20 protein-coding genes are annotated in these 19,837 nt (G+C 54.5%); 10 read left to right on the top strand and 10 right to left on the bottom strand.

All coding sequences use genetic code 11. From position 1 onward, the window contains the following. Nucleotides 1-36 precede the first annotated feature (36 nt). From DS901_RS15160 to DS901_RS15150, 3 genes are all read left to right on the top strand, one after another. Nucleotides 37-816, top strand: coding sequence for a succinate dehydrogenase iron-sulfur subunit (locus DS901_RS15160; protein ID WP_113777751.1), 780 nt, complete (start codon nt 37-39; stop codon nt 814-816). A 31-nt stretch (nt 817-847) separates the two neighbouring features. Next, a complete protein-coding gene (locus DS901_RS15155; protein ID WP_113777750.1) occupies nt 848-1,498 on the top strand; it encodes a sulfotransferase in 651 nt (216 codons plus the stop codon). 148 nt (nt 1,499-1,646) lie between these two features. Continuing rightward, complete coding sequence (locus tag DS901_RS15150) at nt 1,647-2,489, top strand: urea carboxylase-associated family protein (protein ID WP_113777749.1); 843 nt, start codon at nt 1,647-1,649, stop codon at nt 2,487-2,489. Here the strand turns inward: DS901_RS15150 and deoD are convergent. Beyond that, nucleotides 2,486-3,190: a purine-nucleoside phosphorylase gene (deoD, locus tag DS901_RS15145; protein WP_113777748.1), complete on the bottom strand. Its 705-nt coding sequence runs from the start codon at nt 3,188-3,190 to the stop codon at nt 2,486-2,488. The two genes, DS901_RS15150 and deoD, sit on opposite strands and share 4 nt — an antisense overlap. Nucleotides 3,191-3,270: 80 nt before the next feature. Further along, nucleotides 3,271-5,232, bottom strand: coding sequence for a protein meaA (locus tag DS901_RS15140; RefSeq protein ID WP_113777747.1), 1,962 nt, complete (start codon nt 5,230-5,232; stop codon nt 3,271-3,273). A gap of 125 nt (nt 5,233-5,357) precedes the next feature. Here DS901_RS15140 and DS901_RS15135 point away from each other — a divergent pair, with 125 nt between their 5' ends. The 7 genes from DS901_RS15135 to DS901_RS15110 all read left to right on the top strand — a co-directional run bounded on the left by DS901_RS15135 (nt 5,358) and on the right by DS901_RS15110 (nt 12,014). Continuing rightward, entirely contained in the window at nt 5,358-6,734 is a 1,377-nt protein-coding gene (locus DS901_RS15135; RefSeq protein ID WP_113778060.1) for a 1-acyl-sn-glycerol-3-phosphate acyltransferase, read from the top strand. 79 nt (nt 6,735-6,813) lie between these two features. Next, a complete protein-coding gene (locus tag DS901_RS15130) occupies nt 6,814-7,161 on the top strand; it encodes a hypothetical protein (protein ID WP_258546753.1) in 348 nt (115 codons plus the stop codon). A 140-nt stretch (nt 7,162-7,301) separates the two neighbouring features. Then, nucleotides 7,302-8,576: a crotonyl-CoA carboxylase/reductase gene (gene ccrA / locus DS901_RS15125; RefSeq protein WP_113778058.1), complete on the top strand. Its 1,275-nt coding sequence runs from the start codon at nt 7,302-7,304 to the stop codon at nt 8,574-8,576. A 192-nt stretch (nt 8,577-8,768) separates the two neighbouring features. Continuing rightward, the gene (locus DS901_RS18820; protein WP_181820915.1) at nt 8,769-8,984 is read left to right on the top strand and encodes a hypothetical protein; all 216 of its coding nucleotides are present in this window, start codon (nt 8,769-8,771) and stop codon (nt 8,982-8,984) included. Next, the gene (locus DS901_RS15120; RefSeq protein WP_258546752.1) at nt 8,962-9,693 is read left to right on the top strand and encodes a helix-turn-helix transcriptional regulator; all 732 of its coding nucleotides are present in this window, start codon (nt 8,962-8,964) and stop codon (nt 9,691-9,693) included. The genes DS901_RS18820 and DS901_RS15120 overlap by 23 nt, the downstream gene beginning before the upstream one ends. Nucleotides 9,694-9,811: 118 nt before the next feature. Further along, nucleotides 9,812-10,447: an acyl-homoserine-lactone synthase gene (locus DS901_RS15115; protein ID WP_113777746.1), complete on the top strand. Its 636-nt coding sequence runs from the start codon at nt 9,812-9,814 to the stop codon at nt 10,445-10,447. Between the two features lie 40 nt (nt 10,448-10,487). After that, the gene (locus DS901_RS15110; protein WP_113777745.1) at nt 10,488-12,014 is read left to right on the top strand and encodes an ATP-dependent DNA helicase; all 1,527 of its coding nucleotides are present in this window, start codon (nt 10,488-10,490) and stop codon (nt 12,012-12,014) included. A gap of 6 nt (nt 12,015-12,020) precedes the next feature. On the opposite strand, the gene DS901_RS15105 is transcribed toward DS901_RS15110, so the two are convergent. From DS901_RS15105 to DS901_RS15070, 8 genes are all read right to left on the bottom strand, one after another. Further along, entirely contained in the window at nt 12,021-12,773 is a 753-nt protein-coding gene (locus tag DS901_RS15105; protein WP_113777744.1) for a TIGR02186 family protein, read from the bottom strand. Beyond that, the gene (locus tag DS901_RS15100) at nt 12,770-13,684 is read right to left on the bottom strand and encodes a sulfite exporter TauE/SafE family protein (RefSeq protein WP_113777743.1); all 915 of its coding nucleotides are present in this window, start codon (nt 13,682-13,684) and stop codon (nt 12,770-12,772) included. Before DS901_RS15100 ends, DS901_RS15105 begins: the two co-directional genes overlap by 4 nt. 128 nt (nt 13,685-13,812) lie before the next feature. After that, nucleotides 13,813-14,619 (bottom strand): purine-nucleoside phosphorylase, encoded by an 807-nt coding sequence (locus tag DS901_RS15095; RefSeq protein WP_113777742.1) that lies wholly within the window; start codon nt 14,617-14,619, stop codon nt 13,813-13,815. Next, nucleotides 14,603-15,568, bottom strand: a complete 966-nt coding sequence (locus DS901_RS15090) for an ABC transporter permease (RefSeq protein WP_113777741.1) — start codon at nt 15,566-15,568, stop codon at nt 14,603-14,605. Before DS901_RS15090 ends, DS901_RS15095 begins: the two co-directional genes overlap by 17 nt. Then, entirely contained in the window at nt 15,569-15,991 is a 423-nt protein-coding gene (locus DS901_RS15085) for a hypothetical protein (protein ID WP_113777740.1), read from the bottom strand. Nucleotide 15,992: 1 nt separating this feature from the next. Beyond that, a complete protein-coding gene (locus DS901_RS15080) occupies nt 15,993-17,078 on the bottom strand; it encodes an ABC transporter permease (protein ID WP_113777739.1) in 1,086 nt (361 codons plus the stop codon). Then, nucleotides 17,078-18,616, bottom strand: a complete 1,539-nt coding sequence (locus DS901_RS15075) for an ABC transporter ATP-binding protein (protein ID WP_113777738.1) — start codon at nt 18,614-18,616, stop codon at nt 17,078-17,080. The genes DS901_RS15080 and DS901_RS15075 overlap by 1 nt, the downstream gene beginning before the upstream one ends. A gap of 75 nt (nt 18,617-18,691) precedes the next feature. Further along, a complete protein-coding gene (locus tag DS901_RS15070) occupies nt 18,692-19,687 on the bottom strand; it encodes a BMP family lipoprotein (protein WP_113777737.1) in 996 nt (331 codons plus the stop codon). Nucleotides 19,688-19,837 lie beyond the last annotated feature (150 nt).

Genomic DNA, 19,837 nt, shown 5'->3' with positions numbered 1-19,837 from the left:
TCGGGCAATATAGCCCGTGACGGAAGGAACATCGCGATGGTGCAACTGACACTCCCTAAGAATTCCCGCATGACGGTGGGAAAAACCTGGCCAAAGCCCGAAGGCGCGACCAATCTGCGCAAGGTGCAGATTTATCGTTGGAATCCCGATGACGGGAAGAACCCGCAGCTGGACACATATTTCGTCGATATGGACACCTGCGGCCCGATGGTGCTGGACGTTCTGATTAAGATTAAGAACGAAACCGATCCAACCCTCACGTTCCGCCGCTCATGTCGCGAAGGTATTTGTGGGTCATGTGCGATGATGATCGACGGGGTGAATACACTGGCGTGTATCTACGGGCTGGATGAGATTAAGGGCGACGTAAAAATCTATCCTTTGCCGCATATGCCTGTGATCAAGGATTTGATACCTGACCTGACCCATTTTTATGCGCAGCACGCCTCTATCATGCCGTGGCTGGAAACAAAAACGAACCGCCCCGCGAAAGAGTGGAAACAGTCAATCGAAGACCGCAAAAAGCTTGATGGCCTGTATGAATGCGTGATGTGCGCGTCTTGCTCAACATCCTGCCCATCCTACTGGTGGAACAGCGACCGCTACCTTGGGCCGGCTGCGCTCTTGCACGCGTACCGCTGGATCATTGATAGCCGGGATGAGGCAACAGGCGAACGTTTGGATGATCTTGAAGACCCATTTAAACTGTACCGTTGCCACACAATCATGAACTGTGCCAAAACCTGTCCGAAAGGCCTGAACCCGGCCAAGGCAATCGCGCATATCAAAGGTATGATGGTCGAACGCGTCGTTTAATCAGACGCTAATGCGGAAAGGACCTATGACTATGCAACGACCAAAAGTGTTTATTATAGGTTTTAATAAAACTGCGACAACAACACTCCATAGTTTTTTTCTCAAAAATGGCTACCATTCGGTGCATTGGTCGTTGCCTGATGGTCGTTTTCTGGCGCCGGTGATTACAACAAATGTATTAAACGGACGTCCGGCTCTCGCTTCTATTGACGCTTTTGATGTTTACTCAGATCTGAGCTTCACCGACGGCACAATGCATCTTGAGGCGAATTATTTTTACCGGGAGCTATATCGCGACTACCCTGATGCGTATTTCTTGTTGAACTGGCGGAATGCTGAATCTTGGTTGCTCTCTCGTAAAAATCATATCGGTAGACAGTACGCTGATTCTTTTCTTAAGCGGGCTGCGGCATCATATGGTGCTAACGATACGGAAACAGAGACAATTTGGCGCCATCGTCATGAAACATTCCATGACGATGTGCGGACGTTTTTTTCTAATCGTCCTGATGCAAAGTTCCTTGATTTTGATATTCAAACTGACGAGCCAGAAAGGTTAGCGACATGGCTGACGCCGGATTTTGATTGCGACCTTGCATTTTGGGGGAAACAAAATGCAACGAAAAACAAGAAAAAGGTGTCGACCTCGAAAAGGTTACGTTTGCGACTGCGGATGCGATAGGATGACTGTGGATATGGAAACCTGTAAGTTGCAAGCCGAGGCGAAGTAAGTGTATCCCGTCAAGCTTGGCGGGGCTGCGCTTAGCGAATGCATTTCGTGGCTCTTGTCGAACCTCCAGACTGTGTGCAGCTAAAGAAATGAGAGAACGGTGAAAGAGCCAAAAGACGCAGACGCGCGCCGGGCGATACAGCCGGTCATATGCTATCCGACGGATACGTTACCCGCTGCCGATGTGGCGCTGTATCAAACCGCCCGCGACAGGTTGACACCTCTGTCGCGGGTGACTGTCGCGCCACGTGATGCAGCGGTCATCACAGTGCCTGCCGGACATTTCTTGCGTATTCATTCGGTCGATGGTCCGCAGGTCGGTGATCTGAACTTGTTTAACGCCAACGACCTGTCAGAGCGGTTCTATTCCGGCAAAACCCGCGCGTTGCATGGCACGCATGTCACAACCGGCGATCGGCTTTGGTCGTCGTTTCCGACGCTACGCCCAATGGCGACGGTCACACATGATACGTTGCAGTGGTACGGGATGGATGAATTTGGCGGGTCTGTGCATGATGTAATCGGGACACGCTGTGATCCTTACACTGGGAACTTGTTGTCTGGGGCGCAGTATCATCATTGTTGTCATTCAAACCTGACGCGTGCCTTGGCTACGCATATGGGGCAGGGGCTTGATGTGGCCGAGCCACTGGTGCACGACGTGCTGAACGTCTTTATGTGTACCGGGTTTACCCACGATACCGGACAATATTTTATGAAAGCGAGCCCGGTGCGCCCCGGCGATTACATTGAATTATTTGCGGAAATTGATTTGCTTGCCGTGCTTAGCGCTTGCCCCGGCGGTGATTGCAGCGCTGAGCATTCAAGCGATGCGGCGGCGTGCTATCCGCTTGATATGGAAGTGCTGCGCCCCCAAGACGGCACCCTTGATGCATGGGTGCCGCCTGTTGTGAACGGGTATGATCGCCGTCACGGTATTTAGGCAAAAGCCGCTTCAAGCGCGATTTCGACCATATCCCCAAAGGATTTTTCACGGTCTTCCGCAGGCAGGGCCTCATGGGTGATGAGGTGATCACTGACAGTGAGAACCGCAAGCGCGCGTCGTCCGTGCCGCGCCGCAAGATTGTATAGCTCGGCCGCTTCCATTTCGACGCCTAGAATCCCGTGTCGCACCATCTGTTCATTCAGATCAGGGCGTTCGTCATAGAATACGTCAGATGAATAGATGCCGCCAACATGTGTGGGCACGCCTTTGGCTATGGCCGCGCGATGGGCGGCGGCAAGCAATCCGTAGTCCGCGCATGGGGCAAAGTTGAGTTCTTTAAATATGCCACTTGAAGGGGTCGAAAGGGTGGATGCCGTCATTGCCAAGATCACATCGCGAATGCCGACATTCTTTTGCATTCCGCCACATGACCCAATGCGGATCAGCGTTTGCGCGTCGTAATCTTTGATCAATTCATTGGCGTAGATCGACAGTGACGGCATGCCCATGCCCGACCCTTGAATTGTGACCGGATGGCCGTTCCATGTGCCGGTAAATCCCAACATGCCGCGCACCTGATTGATGCAGCGCGCGTCTGTGAGGAACGTTTCTGCCGCCCATTTCGCGCGATACGGATCGCCCGGCATCAGGACGGTAGGGGCAATGTCGCCTTTTTCAGCGCCGATGTGGATGGTCATGTCAGGTCTCCTTTTGCTTTTGCGTCAGACTATGCCGAACAGGTGCAAAGCGGGAGACCCGAAGTTAGATTTCAGTCAGCTTAAGGTTTCTCGCGCGGGTCGACCAATTGAACGATATCACCCATGATCTTGTTCAATTCGAAATCTTTCGGCGTATAGACTTTCGCGACGCCCATTTTTTGCAGCGCAATGGCGTCATCGTCAGGGATAATGCCGCCCGCAATGACGGGGATATGTGTCAAGTTTGCGGCGGCAAGCTTTGTCATCACATCACGGACCAGTGGCACGTGCGAACCGGATAGGATCGACAGTCCAATGACATGCACTTCGTTCTCGCGCGCGGCTTCGACAATCTCATCGGGCGTTAGGCGAATACCTTCATAGCTAATATCCATGCCGCAATCGCGCGCACGGGTTGCGATTTGTTCGGCGCCGTTAGAATGCCCATCAAGACCGGGTTTACCGACCAAAAATTTCATACGTCGTCCCAGTGCGGAACTGACCAGGTCGACCTGTTCACGTAGATCATCCAGCCCCTCAGTCCGGTTGGATTGGTTCGCGCTCACCCCGGTTGGGGCGCGGTATTGGCCAAAGACGCCGCGGATCACATCGGCCCATTCGCCTGTTGTCACGCCCGCACGCGCGCAGGCAATGGACGGGGGCATCATGTTGCTGCCGTCTGTGGCGGCAGTACGCAGGGCGGCGAGTGCAGTTTTAACCGCAGCATTATTGCGGTCAGTTTTCCATGCACGCAGACGGTTCAGCTGATCGGCCTCTGCTTCGGGGTCGGCAACCATAATCGCGTCATCGCCCGCGGTCAGCGGTGAGGGTTCGCCCGCTTGCCATTTATTGACGCCGACAACGGTGGTGCGCCCGTCTTCGATGCTTGCGATCCGCGCGGCGTTGCTTTCGACCAACCGTGATTTCATGTACCCAATCGCGCCAACCGCGCCGCCCATCCCGTCGATTTGCGCCAGTTCTGCACGCGCCCCTTCTTTGAGCGCGCCGACCTTGCGGTCAATGGCCGGGTTGCCGTCAAAGAGATCGTCGAATTCCAACAGATCCGTTTCATAGGCCAGAATTTGTTGCATTCGCAGCGACCATTGCTGATCCCAGGGGCGCGGCAGGCCAAGCGCTTCGTTCCAAGCAGGTAACTGCACCGCGCGGGCGCGGGCATTTTTCGATAGGGTCACGGCGAGCGTCTCAAGCAAAATGCGATAGACGTTGTTTTCAGGCTGCTGTTCAGTCAGACCAAGGGAGTTCACCTGCACCCCATAGCGGAAGCGTCGGTATTTTGCGTCCTCCACCCCGTAGCGGGTCGCGCAGATTTCATCCCACAGCTCGACAAAGGCGCGCATTTTGCACAGTTCGGTGACAAAGCGGATGCCCGCATTCACAAAGAACGAAATGCGGCCCACTATCGCAGGGAAGTCAGCGGTTGGTACTTTGTCTTTGAGGTCATCAAGCACGGCCGTCGCGGTCGCCAAAGCAAAAGCGAGCTCTTCTTCGGGTGTCGCACCGGCTTCTTGTAGATGGTAGGAACAGACGTTCATCGGGTTCCATTTAGGAAGATGTTCACGGGTATAGGCGGCGACATCGGTGATCATCCGCAAAGAGGGTTCGGGCGGGCAGATATAGGTGCCGCGCGACAGGTATTCTTTGATGATGTCGTTTTGCACGGTGCCTTGTAGGGCGGAAATATCTGCACCTTGTTCTTGGGCCACGGCAATATAAAGCGAAAGCAACCAAGGCGCGGTCGCGTTGATCGTCATCGACGTGTTCATCTGGTCAAGCGGGATGTCATTGAACAATGCGCGCATATCGCCCAAATGGCTGACAGGCACGCCGACTTTGCCGACCTCACCTTTGGCGAGTACGTGATCGCTGTCATACCCTGTCTGGGTAGGTAGATCAAAAGCCACCGAAAGCCCGGTCTGCCCTTTGGCAAGGTTCCCACGGTAAAGCGCATTCGATGCGGCCGCAGTCGAGTGACCAGCATAGGTCCGAAAAAGCCAAGGGCGATCTTTCTGCGCGTGCGACATGTTTGATCCTTGCGAAATATTATTGCGTTGAGGGATTAATACTCAATACTTTGTGGCGCTGTCAATTCGCTGCGTTGCGGCATGGCGGGATTTACGTTGGCGCGTTTCCCTGTCAGGTTCGCGCGATGACGCAAACTGTTTCAATGCCGTTGTGGGCTTTTGTCCTAATTATCCTGTTTGCCGGGGTGACGTTTGCGTCGCACTTCTTGTTTCCATCGGTACGGTGGTTTTTTCGCAAGCGCGCCGAACGTGTGATTGCACGGGTCAATCAGCGGCTTCAGCGTCCGATTGAACCGTTCAAGCTCGCCCGGCGCTATGACATGATCCAGCGGTTGATCTACGACCCCGAAGTGACCCGCGCAATCGTGGAATATGCCCGCAAAGAAAACGTCCCCGAAAACGTCGCCTTTGAGAAAGCCAAAGGCTATGCCCGCGAGATTGTTCCGTCCTTTTCGGCAACAGCTTATTTTAGCTATGGAATTCGGCTGGCGCGGTGGCTGTCGAAATCGCTTTACCGCATTCGTCTAGGAACATTTGACCGCAAGCAACTGGCTGAGATAGACCCCGATGCCGCTGTCGTCTTTGTGATCAATCACCGCAGTAATATGGATTATGTGCTGGTCACTTATCTTGCCGCCAGCGCTGGTGCGCTGTCCTATGCCGTTGGCGAATGGGCGCGGGTTTGGCCGCTTTCGCCGATCATACGGGCGATGGGGGCTTATTTCATCCGGCGTAGATCGCGCGGTGCGCTTTATCGTCAAGTGCTTGCGCGATATGTGCAAATGGCCACGCGCGGCGGCGTGAGCCAAGCGGTATTTCCCGAAGGCGGTCTTAGCCTTGATGGGCGGATGGCGCCGCCACGTGTTGGGCTGCTCAATTATATCATCGATGATTTTGACCCGGATGCGCGTGAAGTTATTTTCGTACCCGTCGCCCTGAATTACGACAGGGTGCTTGAGGATACGTTTCTCATCGCCGCTGATCAGTCAGGGACACGGCGGTTTCGACCACCTTTCATGCATGTGCTGCGCCGGGTCGGCCGACATGTTTGGTTGCGGATTACGCGCCAGTTTCGGACATTTGGAACTGCATCTGTCAGCTTTGGTGATCCGCTGAAGCTATCTGAGTTTCACACATCGGCCCCAGCCGATGAAGTCACCACGGCCGTCGCTGAGGAACTAAAGAAACGGATCATGCGGGCGATCCCGGTATTAGGTGTGCCATTGGTTGCGCATGCGTTAGTCTATGATAGCGTCACCGACAAAGCCGCGCTTGAGGCGGTGATCGTGCAAAAACTAGCGCAGCTCAAACCAAAACGAATGCCTCTGCCGCGACGCCCGGCGGATCAGATTGCGTCTGACGCGTTGGACCGGCTTGCCGCCCGCGGGGCTATCAGCGTCGCTGGCGACATCATTGAAATCACGGAAACTGGCCATGCGATCTTGGCTTATTATGCCAATACCATTGCCCATCACTTTGACACTGACGTAGCGGCACCCTAAAAATTGACCCGAATCAATCGGGGCGTTTGTCTTTGTTTTGTGGCCAGTTCGGGCGGCGATTAACGAGGGAATAAACGGTATGGCATTTCATTTTAAATCTTTGGCTCTGGCGGCGACGGTCGCATTGGGCGCCTCTGGCTGCGTTGAAACGAGCACCGCATCCAGCGGAATGAACCGCAATGTGCTGATCGTGAATAACACGGGCGGCACGATTTGGCGGTTCTACGGATCGCGCACCAGCACAAATTCATGGGAAGAAGACATCCTCGGATCGTCCATTTTGGCGAGCGGTAGCTCTGTTAACATCGATTTCAATGATGGTACGGGGTCTTGCATGTTTGATTTGAAAGCAGAATTCCGGGACGGAAGCAGCGTCGTACGCAACAATGTTAACGTATGTCAGGTCTCTACCGTGACTTTCAAGTAAATGACGCTGCGATGCGGCAGACATAAAATTACAAAATAAACTACATTAAGGTTGTAAAATTGCGCAGCCAATAATATCCATCACATAGGCCGCCGATTCTGCGGCGCAGCAAAATGTGACCTTATGTGATGGAGACCGACATGGCCCTAGATCTGAATGCCCCCGCAGCAGCACCGCAAAAGGCGCTCTATGAAGTCGGTGAAATTCCACCGCTTGGGCATGTGCCCGACCAAATGTATGCGTGGACGATCCGTCGCGAACGCCACGGCGAGCCTGAAGAAGCATTTCAAGTAGAGACGGTCGAAACTCCAAAACCCGATAGCCACGAGGTGCTTGTTCTCGTGATGGCGGCGGGCGTGAACTACAACGGCGTTTGGGCCGGGCTGGGTATTCCGATCAGCCCATTTGATGTCCATGGCGCGGATTTCCATATCGCCGGGTCCGATGCGTCCGGTATCGTTTGGGCCGTTGGCGACAAGGTCAAACGCTGGAAGGTCGGCGATGAGGTTGTTATCCACTGCAACCAAGACGATGGCGACGACGAACATTGTAACGGTGGCGATCCTATGTATTCCGAAAGCCAGCGAATTTGGGGCTATGAGACACCTGACGGATCGTTTGCGCAATTTACCTGTGTGCAATCCCAACAACTGATGGCTCGACCAAAGCACCAGACATGGGAGGAGAGCGCCTGCTATACGCTGACGCTTGCGACCGCTTACCGCATGTTGTTCGGTCACCACCCGCACGAGCTGAAACCTGGTCAAAACGTTTTGGTTTGGGGCGCGTCAGGCGGTTTGGGATCTTATGCTATTCAGTTGATCAATACCGCAGGCGCGAATGCGATTGGCGTTATTAGTGATGAAACAAAACGCGATTTTGTTATGTCACTGGGCGCAAAAGGGGTCATCAACCGGAACGACTTTAATTGCTGGGGGCAAATGCCAACCGTGAATACGCCCGAATATAAGACGTGGTTCAATGAAACACGTAAATTCGGCAAAGCGATTTGGGAGATTACCGGAAAAGGCAATAATGTCGATATGGTGTTCGAACACCCCGGCGAGGCCACGTTCCCCGTGTCCACATTTGTTTGTAAACGTGGTGGCATGGTTGTGATCTGTGCGGGGACAACAGGGTATAACCTGACGTTCGACGTGCGTTACATGTGGATGCACCAAAAGCGCCTTCAGGGCAGCCACTTTGCGAACCTCCAACAGGCGAGCGCCGCAAATAAGCTGATGATTGAACGTCGCCTAGACCCATGTATGTCCGAGGTATTCACTTGGGCAGAACTGCCCGAGGCCCATGCAAAGATGCGCCGCAACGAACATAAACCCGGCAACATGGCGGTATTGATCCAAGCCCCAAAGGTTGGTTTGCGGTCGCTTGACGACGCGGCTGAGGCAGATTGAATATACATGCAAAGGTTGAATTTAATCTTTTGGCGCTGCAATGTATCTGGTGCCAAACGTGTGCTTTGTTAGTGTGTTATCTGCCTAAACCCCCCAATATTGGGGGGTTTGCGCCTGCGGATAAATAATTAATAGTTATCGTGTTATTCTTGCAGAAAGAAGCAACGGTGTAATTAGTTAAGGAATTGACAAATGGGCCATGAGTGGATCCTCGATGTGATCACCGATCTGCAACGATATGCGCAAACTCATCACCTTTCCGATTTGGAGGCGCAGCTTGAAAATGCGGCAGCTTCCGCTAGGGTTGAGATGAACCGTGTGATTGAGAGTGCGATTTTGTCGACGCAAGGGGGAAAAACTGGAACTGAACAGCTTTCTGCAAACGTTGGAACAAGCGGAAGCGCTTGAGCAAATCCAAGATTTGACCGTGCAGCTACGCGATATGTTCGCGGTGGATCACGTGGTCTATCATTGGCTAAGTGCAGATGGTGAGCAATACGGGTTTGGCACCTATGATCCCGTTTGGGTCAAACATTATGTCGAAAACGATTATATCCGTATCGACCCTGTTATCATCGGATGCTTCCAAAGATTTCACCCTGTTGACTGGCGCCAATTAGATTGGTCATCGCGTGCGGCAAAAGCGTTCCGAAAAGATGCGATTGGGTATGGTGTTGGCAATCAAGGTTTTTCATTCCCAATCCGCGGCCCCAATGGGCAGCTTGCTTTGTTGACCACATCGCACACAACCGATGACGCAAGTTGGGATGATTTTATTCAAGCGAATCAACGCGAATGGATATTGATCGCACACTTCTTGAATAGAAAGGTGCTATCGCTTGCCGCGCAGCGACGGCCAGAACCGATACGCCAGCTGTCCCCGCGCGAAGTTGAGGCGCTGACATTTCTTGGAATGGGGCATGGGCGTGCGCAAGTTGCTGAATTGTTAAATATTTCTGAGCATACATTGCGCGCCTATATTGAAAGCGCGCGGTTTAAGCTTGGTGCGCTCAACACCACCCATGCAGTCGCACGCGCGGTTGGTGAAGGGCTGATTGTTGTCGGTGGTGCCGCCCGTGAGGCCAGCGGTGGCTGGCCCGGTCGCGAAGATGAATAGTGCTGTGGTGCAGCAATTTGTTAAAAATTTATTAATGCCTTGTACGCGCGGTTAACGAAGTGCCCGCGCACGCGCCCTTACCCTTGAGCTATCCAATCATGCTGAAGGGGAATTTTCTATGTTGCGCTATATCTACGGGAATGACTTGGCCCGCCGACCAGTTTTAAAGCACACAATGTACCGTGATCGGGCCGTACAATTTGCGGAGCGTCTACACTGGGCGGTGACCGTCGATGAAAACGGCGAAGAACACGACGAATATGATGCGATGAACCCGCTCTATGTCATCTGGGAAAACGCGGATGGCACCCATGGCGGTTCGATGCGGTTCTTGCCGACAAGCGAACGCACGATGGTCAATGATCATTTTTCGAATCTATTGAACGGTGAACGGATCGAAAGCCCCTATATCTGGGAGTGCACGCGCTTTGTTCTTGGTCAACAGGCCACCCCCCGTGTTGCAGCGGCAATGATGCTTGCGGGCGGCGAATTGATGCGCGCGTTTTCGTTAACACATCTTCTCGGTGTCTTCGATCCGCGTATGGTACGCATTTACAGCATGATTGGCGCCTCGCCAGAGGTATTGGGCAGCGCTGGAACAGGCCGCGATAAGATCAGTGTTGGTCTTTGGCCGTTCCGCCCCGAAGATCGTGCGCGCGTTTTGCGCCGTGCGCAGGTCACGTCGGACCAATCCGAAGCCTGGTTTGATCTATCGTTTGGTCAATCTATTCAGGCGATGCAAAAGGTGGCGTAATCCGCTGGCACGCCCGCGATAGCGCAGGTAGTGTCGCGGCATGAACGCACCTGCCATTACATTCTCTGACGATCAGGCCGAGGCATGGGATAACGTCGCGGCCGCGCTACGCCAATCGGGTGTGGATTTGGACGACAGTCTGCTGACGCCGCCCGGATCAGAAAAATCGTCTGTCATGGCGGTTATCGGTAAGGCTGGGTCTGGCAAAACCATGTTATTGGCCCGGCTATACAAGGCGCTTGAAGAGGCCGGCGTTGATGTGGTGTCGGGTGATTGGGAAGGTCGCAAGCGCAAAGATAGGCGCACCTTGGCGATCTTGGCCCCGACAAACAAAGCCGCCAGCGTGTTGCGCAACCGGGGCGTTCCGGCGACCACAATTCACCGCATTCTTTATACGCCAATGTACGACCCGGAATACGAAAAAATCGCCGAATGGCTAGCCGGGCAGGGGGACCGCCCCGAGATTGAAGGGCTGACAGATGTTGCGCTGGACCGCGCCTATGCGTCCTATCAGGTCAATAGCTCTGTCCCGGCAGCACTGGCGGCTGCGGGATTGCGTGGCAGTGATTTTATCACCGGATGGAAGCGCCGCGAAGACCCGTTGGACATAGGATTCGTCGATGAAAGCTCTATGTTGGATGAGAAACAGTTCGAAGACCTGCAAGAAATTTTTCCGACGCTCATTCTGTTTGGTGATCCAGCGCAGCTCCCCCCGGTGAAATCGTCTGGCGGGATGGTGTTTGAAACCCTGCCGGCCAAACGGGTACAGGTCTTGAACCGTATTCACCGCCAAGATGCAGGTAACCCGATCCTTGATTTGGCCCATGCGCTGGCCGATCCGATGGTGGATTTTTATGCGTTCGAGCGGATGGTTGCAGAGGCCGCAAAGACTGATGAACGGGTAGTAATGGCCCAACGCGTCGAAGCGGATCTGATGGCCCGTTCGCCCTGTTTGGTTTGGCGCAACGCGACGCGTATCCGGTTGATCCACGCCTTTCGCGCGGCCTTTGGTGCGCCGGGTGATGAATTGCTCGCGGGTGAGCCGTTGATTTGTGACGGGATTGAACTGCCGCTCAAGCACCGCAAAAAGCGCCTTGATCTAGAGGCGCGCGGGCTGATCAAGGGCGCGCAAGTCATCTACCTAGGGCCAGGCCGGAAACCCGGATTTTCTCGCCTGCATGTGATGGGTGCCGAAGACCCGCAAGTCAGTGCGGCCAGCATCGTGAAGATTGAACAAGAGGGTGACGAGGAACCGTTCATCCCCTTTGCCGCGCGGATGGGGGCGACGTTCTTACATGGTGCCGCGGTAACGATCCATAAGGCGCAAGGGTCGCAATGGGATACGGTGCAGGTCTTTGCGCCCGACATCGAAATTGCCAGCCGCATGGGCCGGGTCGAGGCGGGGCAGCCCCTGTGGAAACGGCTTGCATATGTTGCGATCACCCGCGCAGAAAACCAATTGCGCTGGGTCGTGCGCAACCGCTTGGCCCGCCCCGAAGGCACGCTACGTGTCGATGATTTGACGGTACCTGACGCGCCCTTCACGTTGGTAAGCGAAGAAGTTTAAGCGCGCCTAGCGCCGGATCATCCCAAAGACGGCTGATGCGCCCCATCCTGCCCCAACCGCAATCGCAAGCGACATCAATGCGTAGATCAGCGATTGATTGTGCGCGAGGTTATAGAGCCAACGTTCCAGCCCTACTTTTTGAACCGGAATTTCGGTGATATATTCATCGATAACCCGCCCATTGCGGGTCAAGAATATCCGCGCCTCATAGATGCCTTCGGTCAGGTTCGCGGGCAGGGTAATCGCGGTGCGAAACAACGTATCTTGCTCAAGATCGACTGCCCCCTCAAGCCGCTGGTAGAGCCCTTCATCGGTACGAATGCGGATCAGCGCATTCATGAAGGCGACGCTATCACTGACCTGCCCACCGATGGCCCGAATTTTACGGGGTGCGGTGATACGGTATTGTAGGTCTTCGACATGGTGCAGCACATCGCGCATCGGCGCCGATGTGGCGACGGCATAAAATGACGGGGCAGCGTCGACTTCAACTTCATCGGTGTTGATCCAAATACCGGCCCGTCGGTCTTTGCGCCAAATATCAACAGGCATGTCGGGGCCTGCGATGGTGACGATGACGCCCAACTCGCTTTTGTCGGGGATCGGCGTTTCACGCCTAACCGCACCGAACACAAGGATATTGGACCCTTCAAAGGTGGCTGTAATCGCGACCTGATCGTGTGACAGGCCAAGCACGATTTCTTCTTCCGCTGATGCGGGAAGGGCCAGAAAAATCATAAACATGACCAACCGGATCATAGTGCCCCCGCTGTTAGCGAATACAATTCAGTTGGCTGAATAAGCAAATCAATGGCCAGCTTGATACAAACGCCCAAGACGAGTGTGGCCAACAGAATGCGCAATTGTTCCGCCTTCATCCGCACACCCCAACGGGTGCCAAATTGCGCACCAACCACGCCGCCAATTAGCAGCAATAGCGCCAAGACCACATCAACCGTATGGTTGGTTGTGGCGTGCAGCACGGTGGTAAACCCGGCGACAAAGATGATTTGGAACAGCGATGTCCCAATCACAACCTTGGTCGGCATACCGAGCAAATAGATCATCGCGGGCACCATGATGAACCCGCCGCCGACGCCCATAATCGCGGCGAGGACGCCGACCAAGACACCTACCAGCAAGGGCGGGACAACTGAAATATAGAGACCCGAAACCCGAAATTTCATCTTGAACGGCAGGTTGTGGACCCAGTTGTGCTTGCGCCGCACGACACGGGCACCGGGGCGGTTGGCGCGGCGGATAGCGTTCAGGCTTTCCACAAACATCAGCGCGCCGATGACACCCAAAAACAGCACGTAACAAAGCTGCACAAGCAGATCGACTTGGCCAAGTGACCGCAAAAAATTAAATAGGAGGACCCCAAGTGCGGAGCCAGCAAGCCCACCAACAAGCAGCACCGTCCCCATCTTCATATCAACGGTTTTGCGCTTAAGATGCGCAAGAAGCGCAGAAAACGACGAGGCGACAACTTGGTTCGTGCTCGTCGCAACCGCAACCGCCGGGGGGATGCCGATAAAAAACAACAGCGGCGTAATCAAGAAACCACCGCCGACACCAAACATGCCGGACAAAATGCCAACAATCCCGCCAATTCCCAAAAGGAGGAAGGCATTCACCGAAATTTCGGCGATGGGAAGATAAACTTGCATGAGCGGATCCGGGCGTTTGTGGCTCTACACAAACGGTTTCACGCGCGGCTGTCAAACGGTCGCGGGCAGATACTGAGATTGCGGTGCGGAATTGCCGCGTTGGCGATACCGCCTATGCGGATCTGGACTCACGCCAATCCCCGCAAGTAGCCGCGCAACACCTTTTCAAGTTTGGCGGCACCGATCGGCGCCATTGCCTTGGTGTGTTCGTGGCTGATGGATTCGTCGCTCATGCCTGCGGCCATATTGGTGATGGTGGAAATCGCGGCGGCTTTCAGCCCCAAGAACCGAGCGAGGATCACTTCGGGCACTGTTGACATGCCAACGGCATCAGCGCCCAGAAGTTTGATCGCGCGGATTTCGGCAGGCGTTTCAAACGACGGGCCCGAATACCATGCATAAACGCCGTCAGCCATGGCTACATCGGCGTCGTCGGCGGCCGCACGCAGCGCTGCACGAATGGCAGGGTCATAGGCGTCATTCATTGGCACAAACCGTGCGTCTGTCGGTTCGCCGATCAGCGGGTTCAGTCCTGAAAAATTGATATGGTCAGACAGGCACATGATTGATCCGGTCGGCATATCGGGTAGCATAGATCCCGCCGCATTGGTTGCGATCATCCGGTCCGCCCCCAGTTCGCGCAGCACCTCAAGCGGCAGTCGCATCGCATCTGCCGTGCCGTTTTCATAGTAATGCGCGCGCCCGCCAAACACCGCCACGCGCACGCCTTCAAAATCACCGATCACAAGGTTAGGGTTGTGCCCAGATACGCCCGCATGCGGAAACCCCGGCAGATCGCCATAGGGGATTGCCACGCCATCAACCGCATCGGCAATATGACCAAGGCCAGAGCCGAGTATCATCCCGATTTGCACAGGCGCATCGCCTGCAATCGTCTTGATTTGGGCGGCAAGTGCCTTAGCGTTCTTTGACATAGGCTTGCCCCCCTGCTTTTGGGCCTGTGGCCTTGCCAACGAAACCTGTCAGCACAACGACGAGGATGAATGGCAACACATCCAACAGTTGCGCATTCAGTGCGAAGCCGATCACGCCTTCGACAACGTCGGACCGTAGGGCCATTGCTTGCAAGAAGCCAAACAGCAGGCAGGAATAAAGCGCATACCATGGACGCCATTTGGCGAAAATCAACGCAGCAAGGGCGATATATCCGCGTCCCGCGCTCATGTCTTTGGTGAAGCCGGCCTGTAGGGCGGTGGCCAGATAAGCACCGGCAATCCCGCACAGTACACCGCAAATCGCAACCGCCGCGAACCGTAGGCCAACCACAGATACACCAGCGGTATCAACCGCGGCAGGGTTTTCGCCAACTGCGCGCAAACGCAAGCCAAAGCGCGTGCGGTACAAAACCCACCACGTAATCGGGACCAACAATAGCGCGACATAAACAAGGATCGTATGACCCGAAATTAATTCATAATAGATTGCACCAAGAACTTGCACGTCTTGCAGTTGCTCAGCAAAGGGTAGCGTAATCGGTTCAAACCGTGCGTCACCCGATAGTTGGGGCGTGCGTCCGCCTTGGCGAAACCAGCTTTGCGCGACCACGACAGAAAGGCCAGCCGCCAAAAAGTTGATCGCAACCCCAGAAATCAATTGGTTGCCCCGGAACGTGATCGAGGCCAGCCCGTGGATAAGTGACAGCACCATCGATGCACCAATACCCGCCAAAAGCCCCAGCCAAACGTTACCCGTGACATATGCAACTGCCGCCGACATGAACGCGGCGGCGAGCATCTTACCCTCTAGCCCGATATCAAAAATTCCGGCCCGCTCGGAATATAGACCGGCTAAACAAGCCAGTAAAAGCGGGGTCGCTAGACGCAGGGTTGCGTCTAGCATCTGCAAAAGGGTCGCAAAGTCCATTTAGGCAACTTTCTCCATCAAGAAGGGGAAGAGCGAAAAGAAGCGATCCGCGACTTCTGGGTTCCGGCGAAGAGCGTCTTCGGCCTCTGCCTGCGAAATATCGACGGCTTGGGTTTTGTCGCGGCGCAAAAAGAATTGCAGCCCCAGCATCGCGTCAAAGCGGTCGTCGTTGATGAACGGGTCATGCGGGATGCGGCGCATCACAGCCTCGTTCGGGCGGAAGACGCTTGCGGGTTTTTGTAGCGCAAGCAGTGCCACCAAATGTGGTGGCACGTCGCCACCGGGTGTTTGTGCAATCACGTGATGGATCCACATGTGCAGCTCCTCCATCGTGATCATACCTAACGCCAAACAACTGAGCACAAAGCCCAGATCAGCGCCGGTATCGTCATCGACACCTATTTTAAAGGGTCCTGCCATCATTTTATGCTCTCCTCAATGATAGAAATAACCGCGCGAGCGGCATGCGCACCATATTATCTAGTGCACCCGTAAAGAGGATCACCAATGCCTGTATTACAATGATCAACTCACGGGGGATCGACGTCCATAGGGCGAGTTCTGCGCCGCCTTGATATAGAAAGCCGAAAAGAAGGGCCGCCAACAATACCCCGAAAGGATGGTTGCGACCCATGAGCGCGACGGCGATGCCAATAAAGCCAGCGCCCTCTGCTGCGTTCAGGACCAGCCGTTCGGCCTCGCCCTGTACGTTGTTGATGGCCATCATCCCGGCAAGCGCGCCAGAGATTAACATGGTGACCATAATAATTTTTGTGGGGTTAATGCCTGCGTATTTCGCGGCAGATTCAGATTCCCCAAATGACCGAATTTCGTAACCCAAGCGCGTGCGCCAGACCAAAGCCCATACAAACACACATGCTGCGATGGCCACAAAGAATGTCACATTTGCAGGTGCGCCACGAAAAAATGTGGTGTCGCCAAAGTTAAACATGTCTTGGAACGAAGGCAAATGCGTCGGTTCTGGAAACTTCGCAGTGGCAGGTTCCATGCCCGGTGCCTTCAACGCGCCGATCAGGAAGTAGTTCAGCAGCGCCGCCGCGATGAAATTGAACATGATTGTCGTAATCACGATGTGGCTGCCACGCTTGGCCTGCAAGAACGCAGGGATTGCGGCCCATGCCGCACCAAATAGCGCTGCCGCTGCCGCAGCCCCAAGAAGGGCTAACGTCCAATGGGGCCACGGGACGTAAAGACAGACGATCGCAACGCCCAGACCACCCAAAAGCGCCTGACCTTCACCACCGATGTTGAACAGTTTGGCCTGCGAAGCTAGTGCGACTGCCAGCCCGGTAAAGATAAAGTTTGTGGCGTAGTAAATCGTGTAGCCCCAGCCGTAGGTTGATCCAAGTGCGCCGTCCACCATCAGTTTCAGCGCAGCCCAAGGGTTTTCACCGATCGCAAGAATAACCAGTGCAGACAGAATGGCGGCAAGCAGGATCGAGATCACAGGAATCAGGATCACGTCCGCCCATTTTGGCATCGCGTCCATTAGGAATCGCTCCCTGTCATCCCGGCCATCAGAAGGCCGAGTTCTTTTTCGTCTGTATTTTGAGGCATCCGCTCGCCCATTATTTTTCCGTCAAACATAACAGCGATCCGGTCAGAGAGCGACAAAATCTCTTCTAACTCGACAGAAACAAGCAAAATTGCCTTACCCTGATCCCGAAGTGCAACAATTTGTTGGTGAATGAACTCAATCGCGCCGATGTCGACACCGCGTGTGGGTTGGCCAATCAGCAGCAAGTCTGGGTTGCGCTCAATCTCACGGGCAAGCACGATTTTCTGCTGGTTCCCGCCCGAAAAGCTTTTGGCGGCTAGGGTTGGGTCAGGCGGGCGCACGTCAAAACGCGCCATTTTTTCTTCGGTGTCGCGCTTAAGCGCTGCATTATCCATGAACAGCGCGTTCTTTTGATAGGCGGCGTCGTGGTGGTAGCCAAACCCGGTGTTTTCCCAGGCGTGAAAATCCATGATCAGCCCTTCACGTTGCCGATCTTCGGGCACATGGGCGATGCCGCGTGCGCGGCGGCTTTGGCCGTCGGATTTTGCGCCTGTCAGGTCAATTGTCTCGCCGTTCATCATGATGCTGCCAGTGGCGTTTTCATAACCGCCAAGTACTTCCAGCAATTCAGATTGCCCATTGCCCGCAACGCCCGCGACCCCTAGGATTTCGCCAGCATGTACATCAAAACTAACACCTTTCAGGCGGTGCACACCCTTGTCGTCGGTCACGTTCAGGTCTTTGACCTCAAGAATTTTGCGCCCGATTTGCGCCGGAGCTTTGTCCACGCGTAGCAAAACCTTACGTCCGACCATCAGTTCCGCCAAATGCGGGGGGTTGGTTTCCGATGTTTTGACGGTGGCAGTCATTTCGCCGCGGCGCATCACGCTGACTGTATCGGTGATGTCCATGATTTCGCGCAGTTTATGCGTGATCAGAATGATGGTTTTACCTTCGCGGCGCAGGTTTTCGAGGATTCGGAACAGGTGGTCGGCCTCGGCTGGGGTCAACACGCCGGTCGGTTCGTCCAAAATCAGGATATCGGCCTTGCGGTACAGCGCCTTAAGGATTTCAACACGTTGCTGCGTGCCGACGCCCACGTCTTGGATCACGGCGTCAGGGTCGACGTTGAGTTCATATTCGTCCGCAAGGCTTTTCAACTCGCGGCGTGCGCGCGCCAAGGACGGCTTCAGCAACCCTGAATCTTCGGCGCCGAGAACGATGTTTTCAAGCACCGTGAAATTTTCAACCAGTTTAAAGTGCTGGAACACCATCCCGATGCCCGCAGCAATCGCCGCCTGACTATCGGTAATATTTTTCTTGTCGCCCGCGATGAAGACTTCACCAGCGTCGGCTTTGTAGAACCCATAGAGGATCGACATGAGTGTCGATTTGCCCGCGCCATTTTCCCCAATGATCCCGTGGATCGTCCCCGGCATCACCCGGATAGAGATGTCTTTGTTGGCTTGCACGGGGCCAAAGGCCTTGGAAATGCCTTTGAGTTCAATCGCTGGGGCAATGTCGGTCATGGGATACCTGTCTAGAAATGGTTAGGGCCGCGCATATCACAGCGCGGCCCTATGTAACTGGCCTGTTCAGCGAACTTAGAAGTCGTAAGCTGGGCAGGTTTCGTCAGAATTGTAGTTATGCACAGCGATTTCGCCAGAAATGATTTTGGCTTCTGCATCGTCCAAGGCTGTCTGCATGTCAGCAGTGATCAGCGCTTCGTTGTTTTCATCAACTGCATAGCCAACGCCGCCGTTGTTCAGGCCCATGACGTTAAAGCCAGTTTCAACAGCGTCACCAGCGGTGAAGCTTTCATAAACAGCGTTATCAACGCGCTTCAGCATAGATGTCAAAACCGATCCTGGGTGCAGGTAGTTTTGGTTGCTGTCGACACCGATTGAATAGATGTCGCTGTCGGCTGCCGTTTGCAGAACGCCAACACCTGTGCCACCCGCAGCGGCATAAACAACGTCAGAACCTTGGCTGATTTGTGCCAATGTCAGCTCAGAGCCTTTTACCGGGTCATTCCAAGCTGCCGGTGTTGTGCCTGTCATGTTCGCAATAACCGTCACATCCGGGTTTGCTGCCAGCGCGCCTTGGGCGTAGCCACATGCAAAGTTGCGGATCAGTGGAATATCCATGCCTCCCACGAATGAGACGGTGTCCGTTTCAGACGCCATCGCAGCCATCATACCAACAAGGTACGATCCTTCGTGTTCGTTAAAGACTACCGAACGCACGTTTGGCGCGTCAACGACCATATCGATGATGGTGAATTTGGTGTCAGGGTAGTCTGCGGCAACTTCGCCCAATGGTGTCGCCCATGAGAAACCAGCCATAACAATCGGGTTCGCGCCAGATTCGGCAAAGCGGCGGATCGCTTGTTCGCGCTGCGCGTCAGATTGGATTTCAACTTCGGCGTATGAACCGCCGGTTTCGTCAGCCCAACGCTGCGCACCGTTGTATGCGCTTTCGTTGAATGATTTGTCGAACTTGCCGCCAAGGTCAAACAAGATCGCAGGGTCAGCGGTGGCCGTTCCAGCTGTCAATGCGACGGTCGCTGCAGCACCAAAAAGTTTTTGTGTAAGAGTCATTTATGGTCTCCCAAGTCGTTATGTGAGGCATTTTGGGCGCGATGCGCCGCCTCTATGAATATGTCGAGCCGATCTTAGCGTCGGTCCATCAACCGATAAGGCCCTGACTAAGACGGAAGATCAACAGGTTTTTCATTGATTGAACGATCA

The sequence above is a fragment of the Loktanella sp. D2R18 genome, assembly GCF_003318235.1.
GTDB lineage: Bacteria > Pseudomonadota > Alphaproteobacteria > Rhodobacterales > Rhodobacteraceae > Yoonia.
This window is presented reverse-complemented; position numbering and strand designations above follow the sequence as displayed.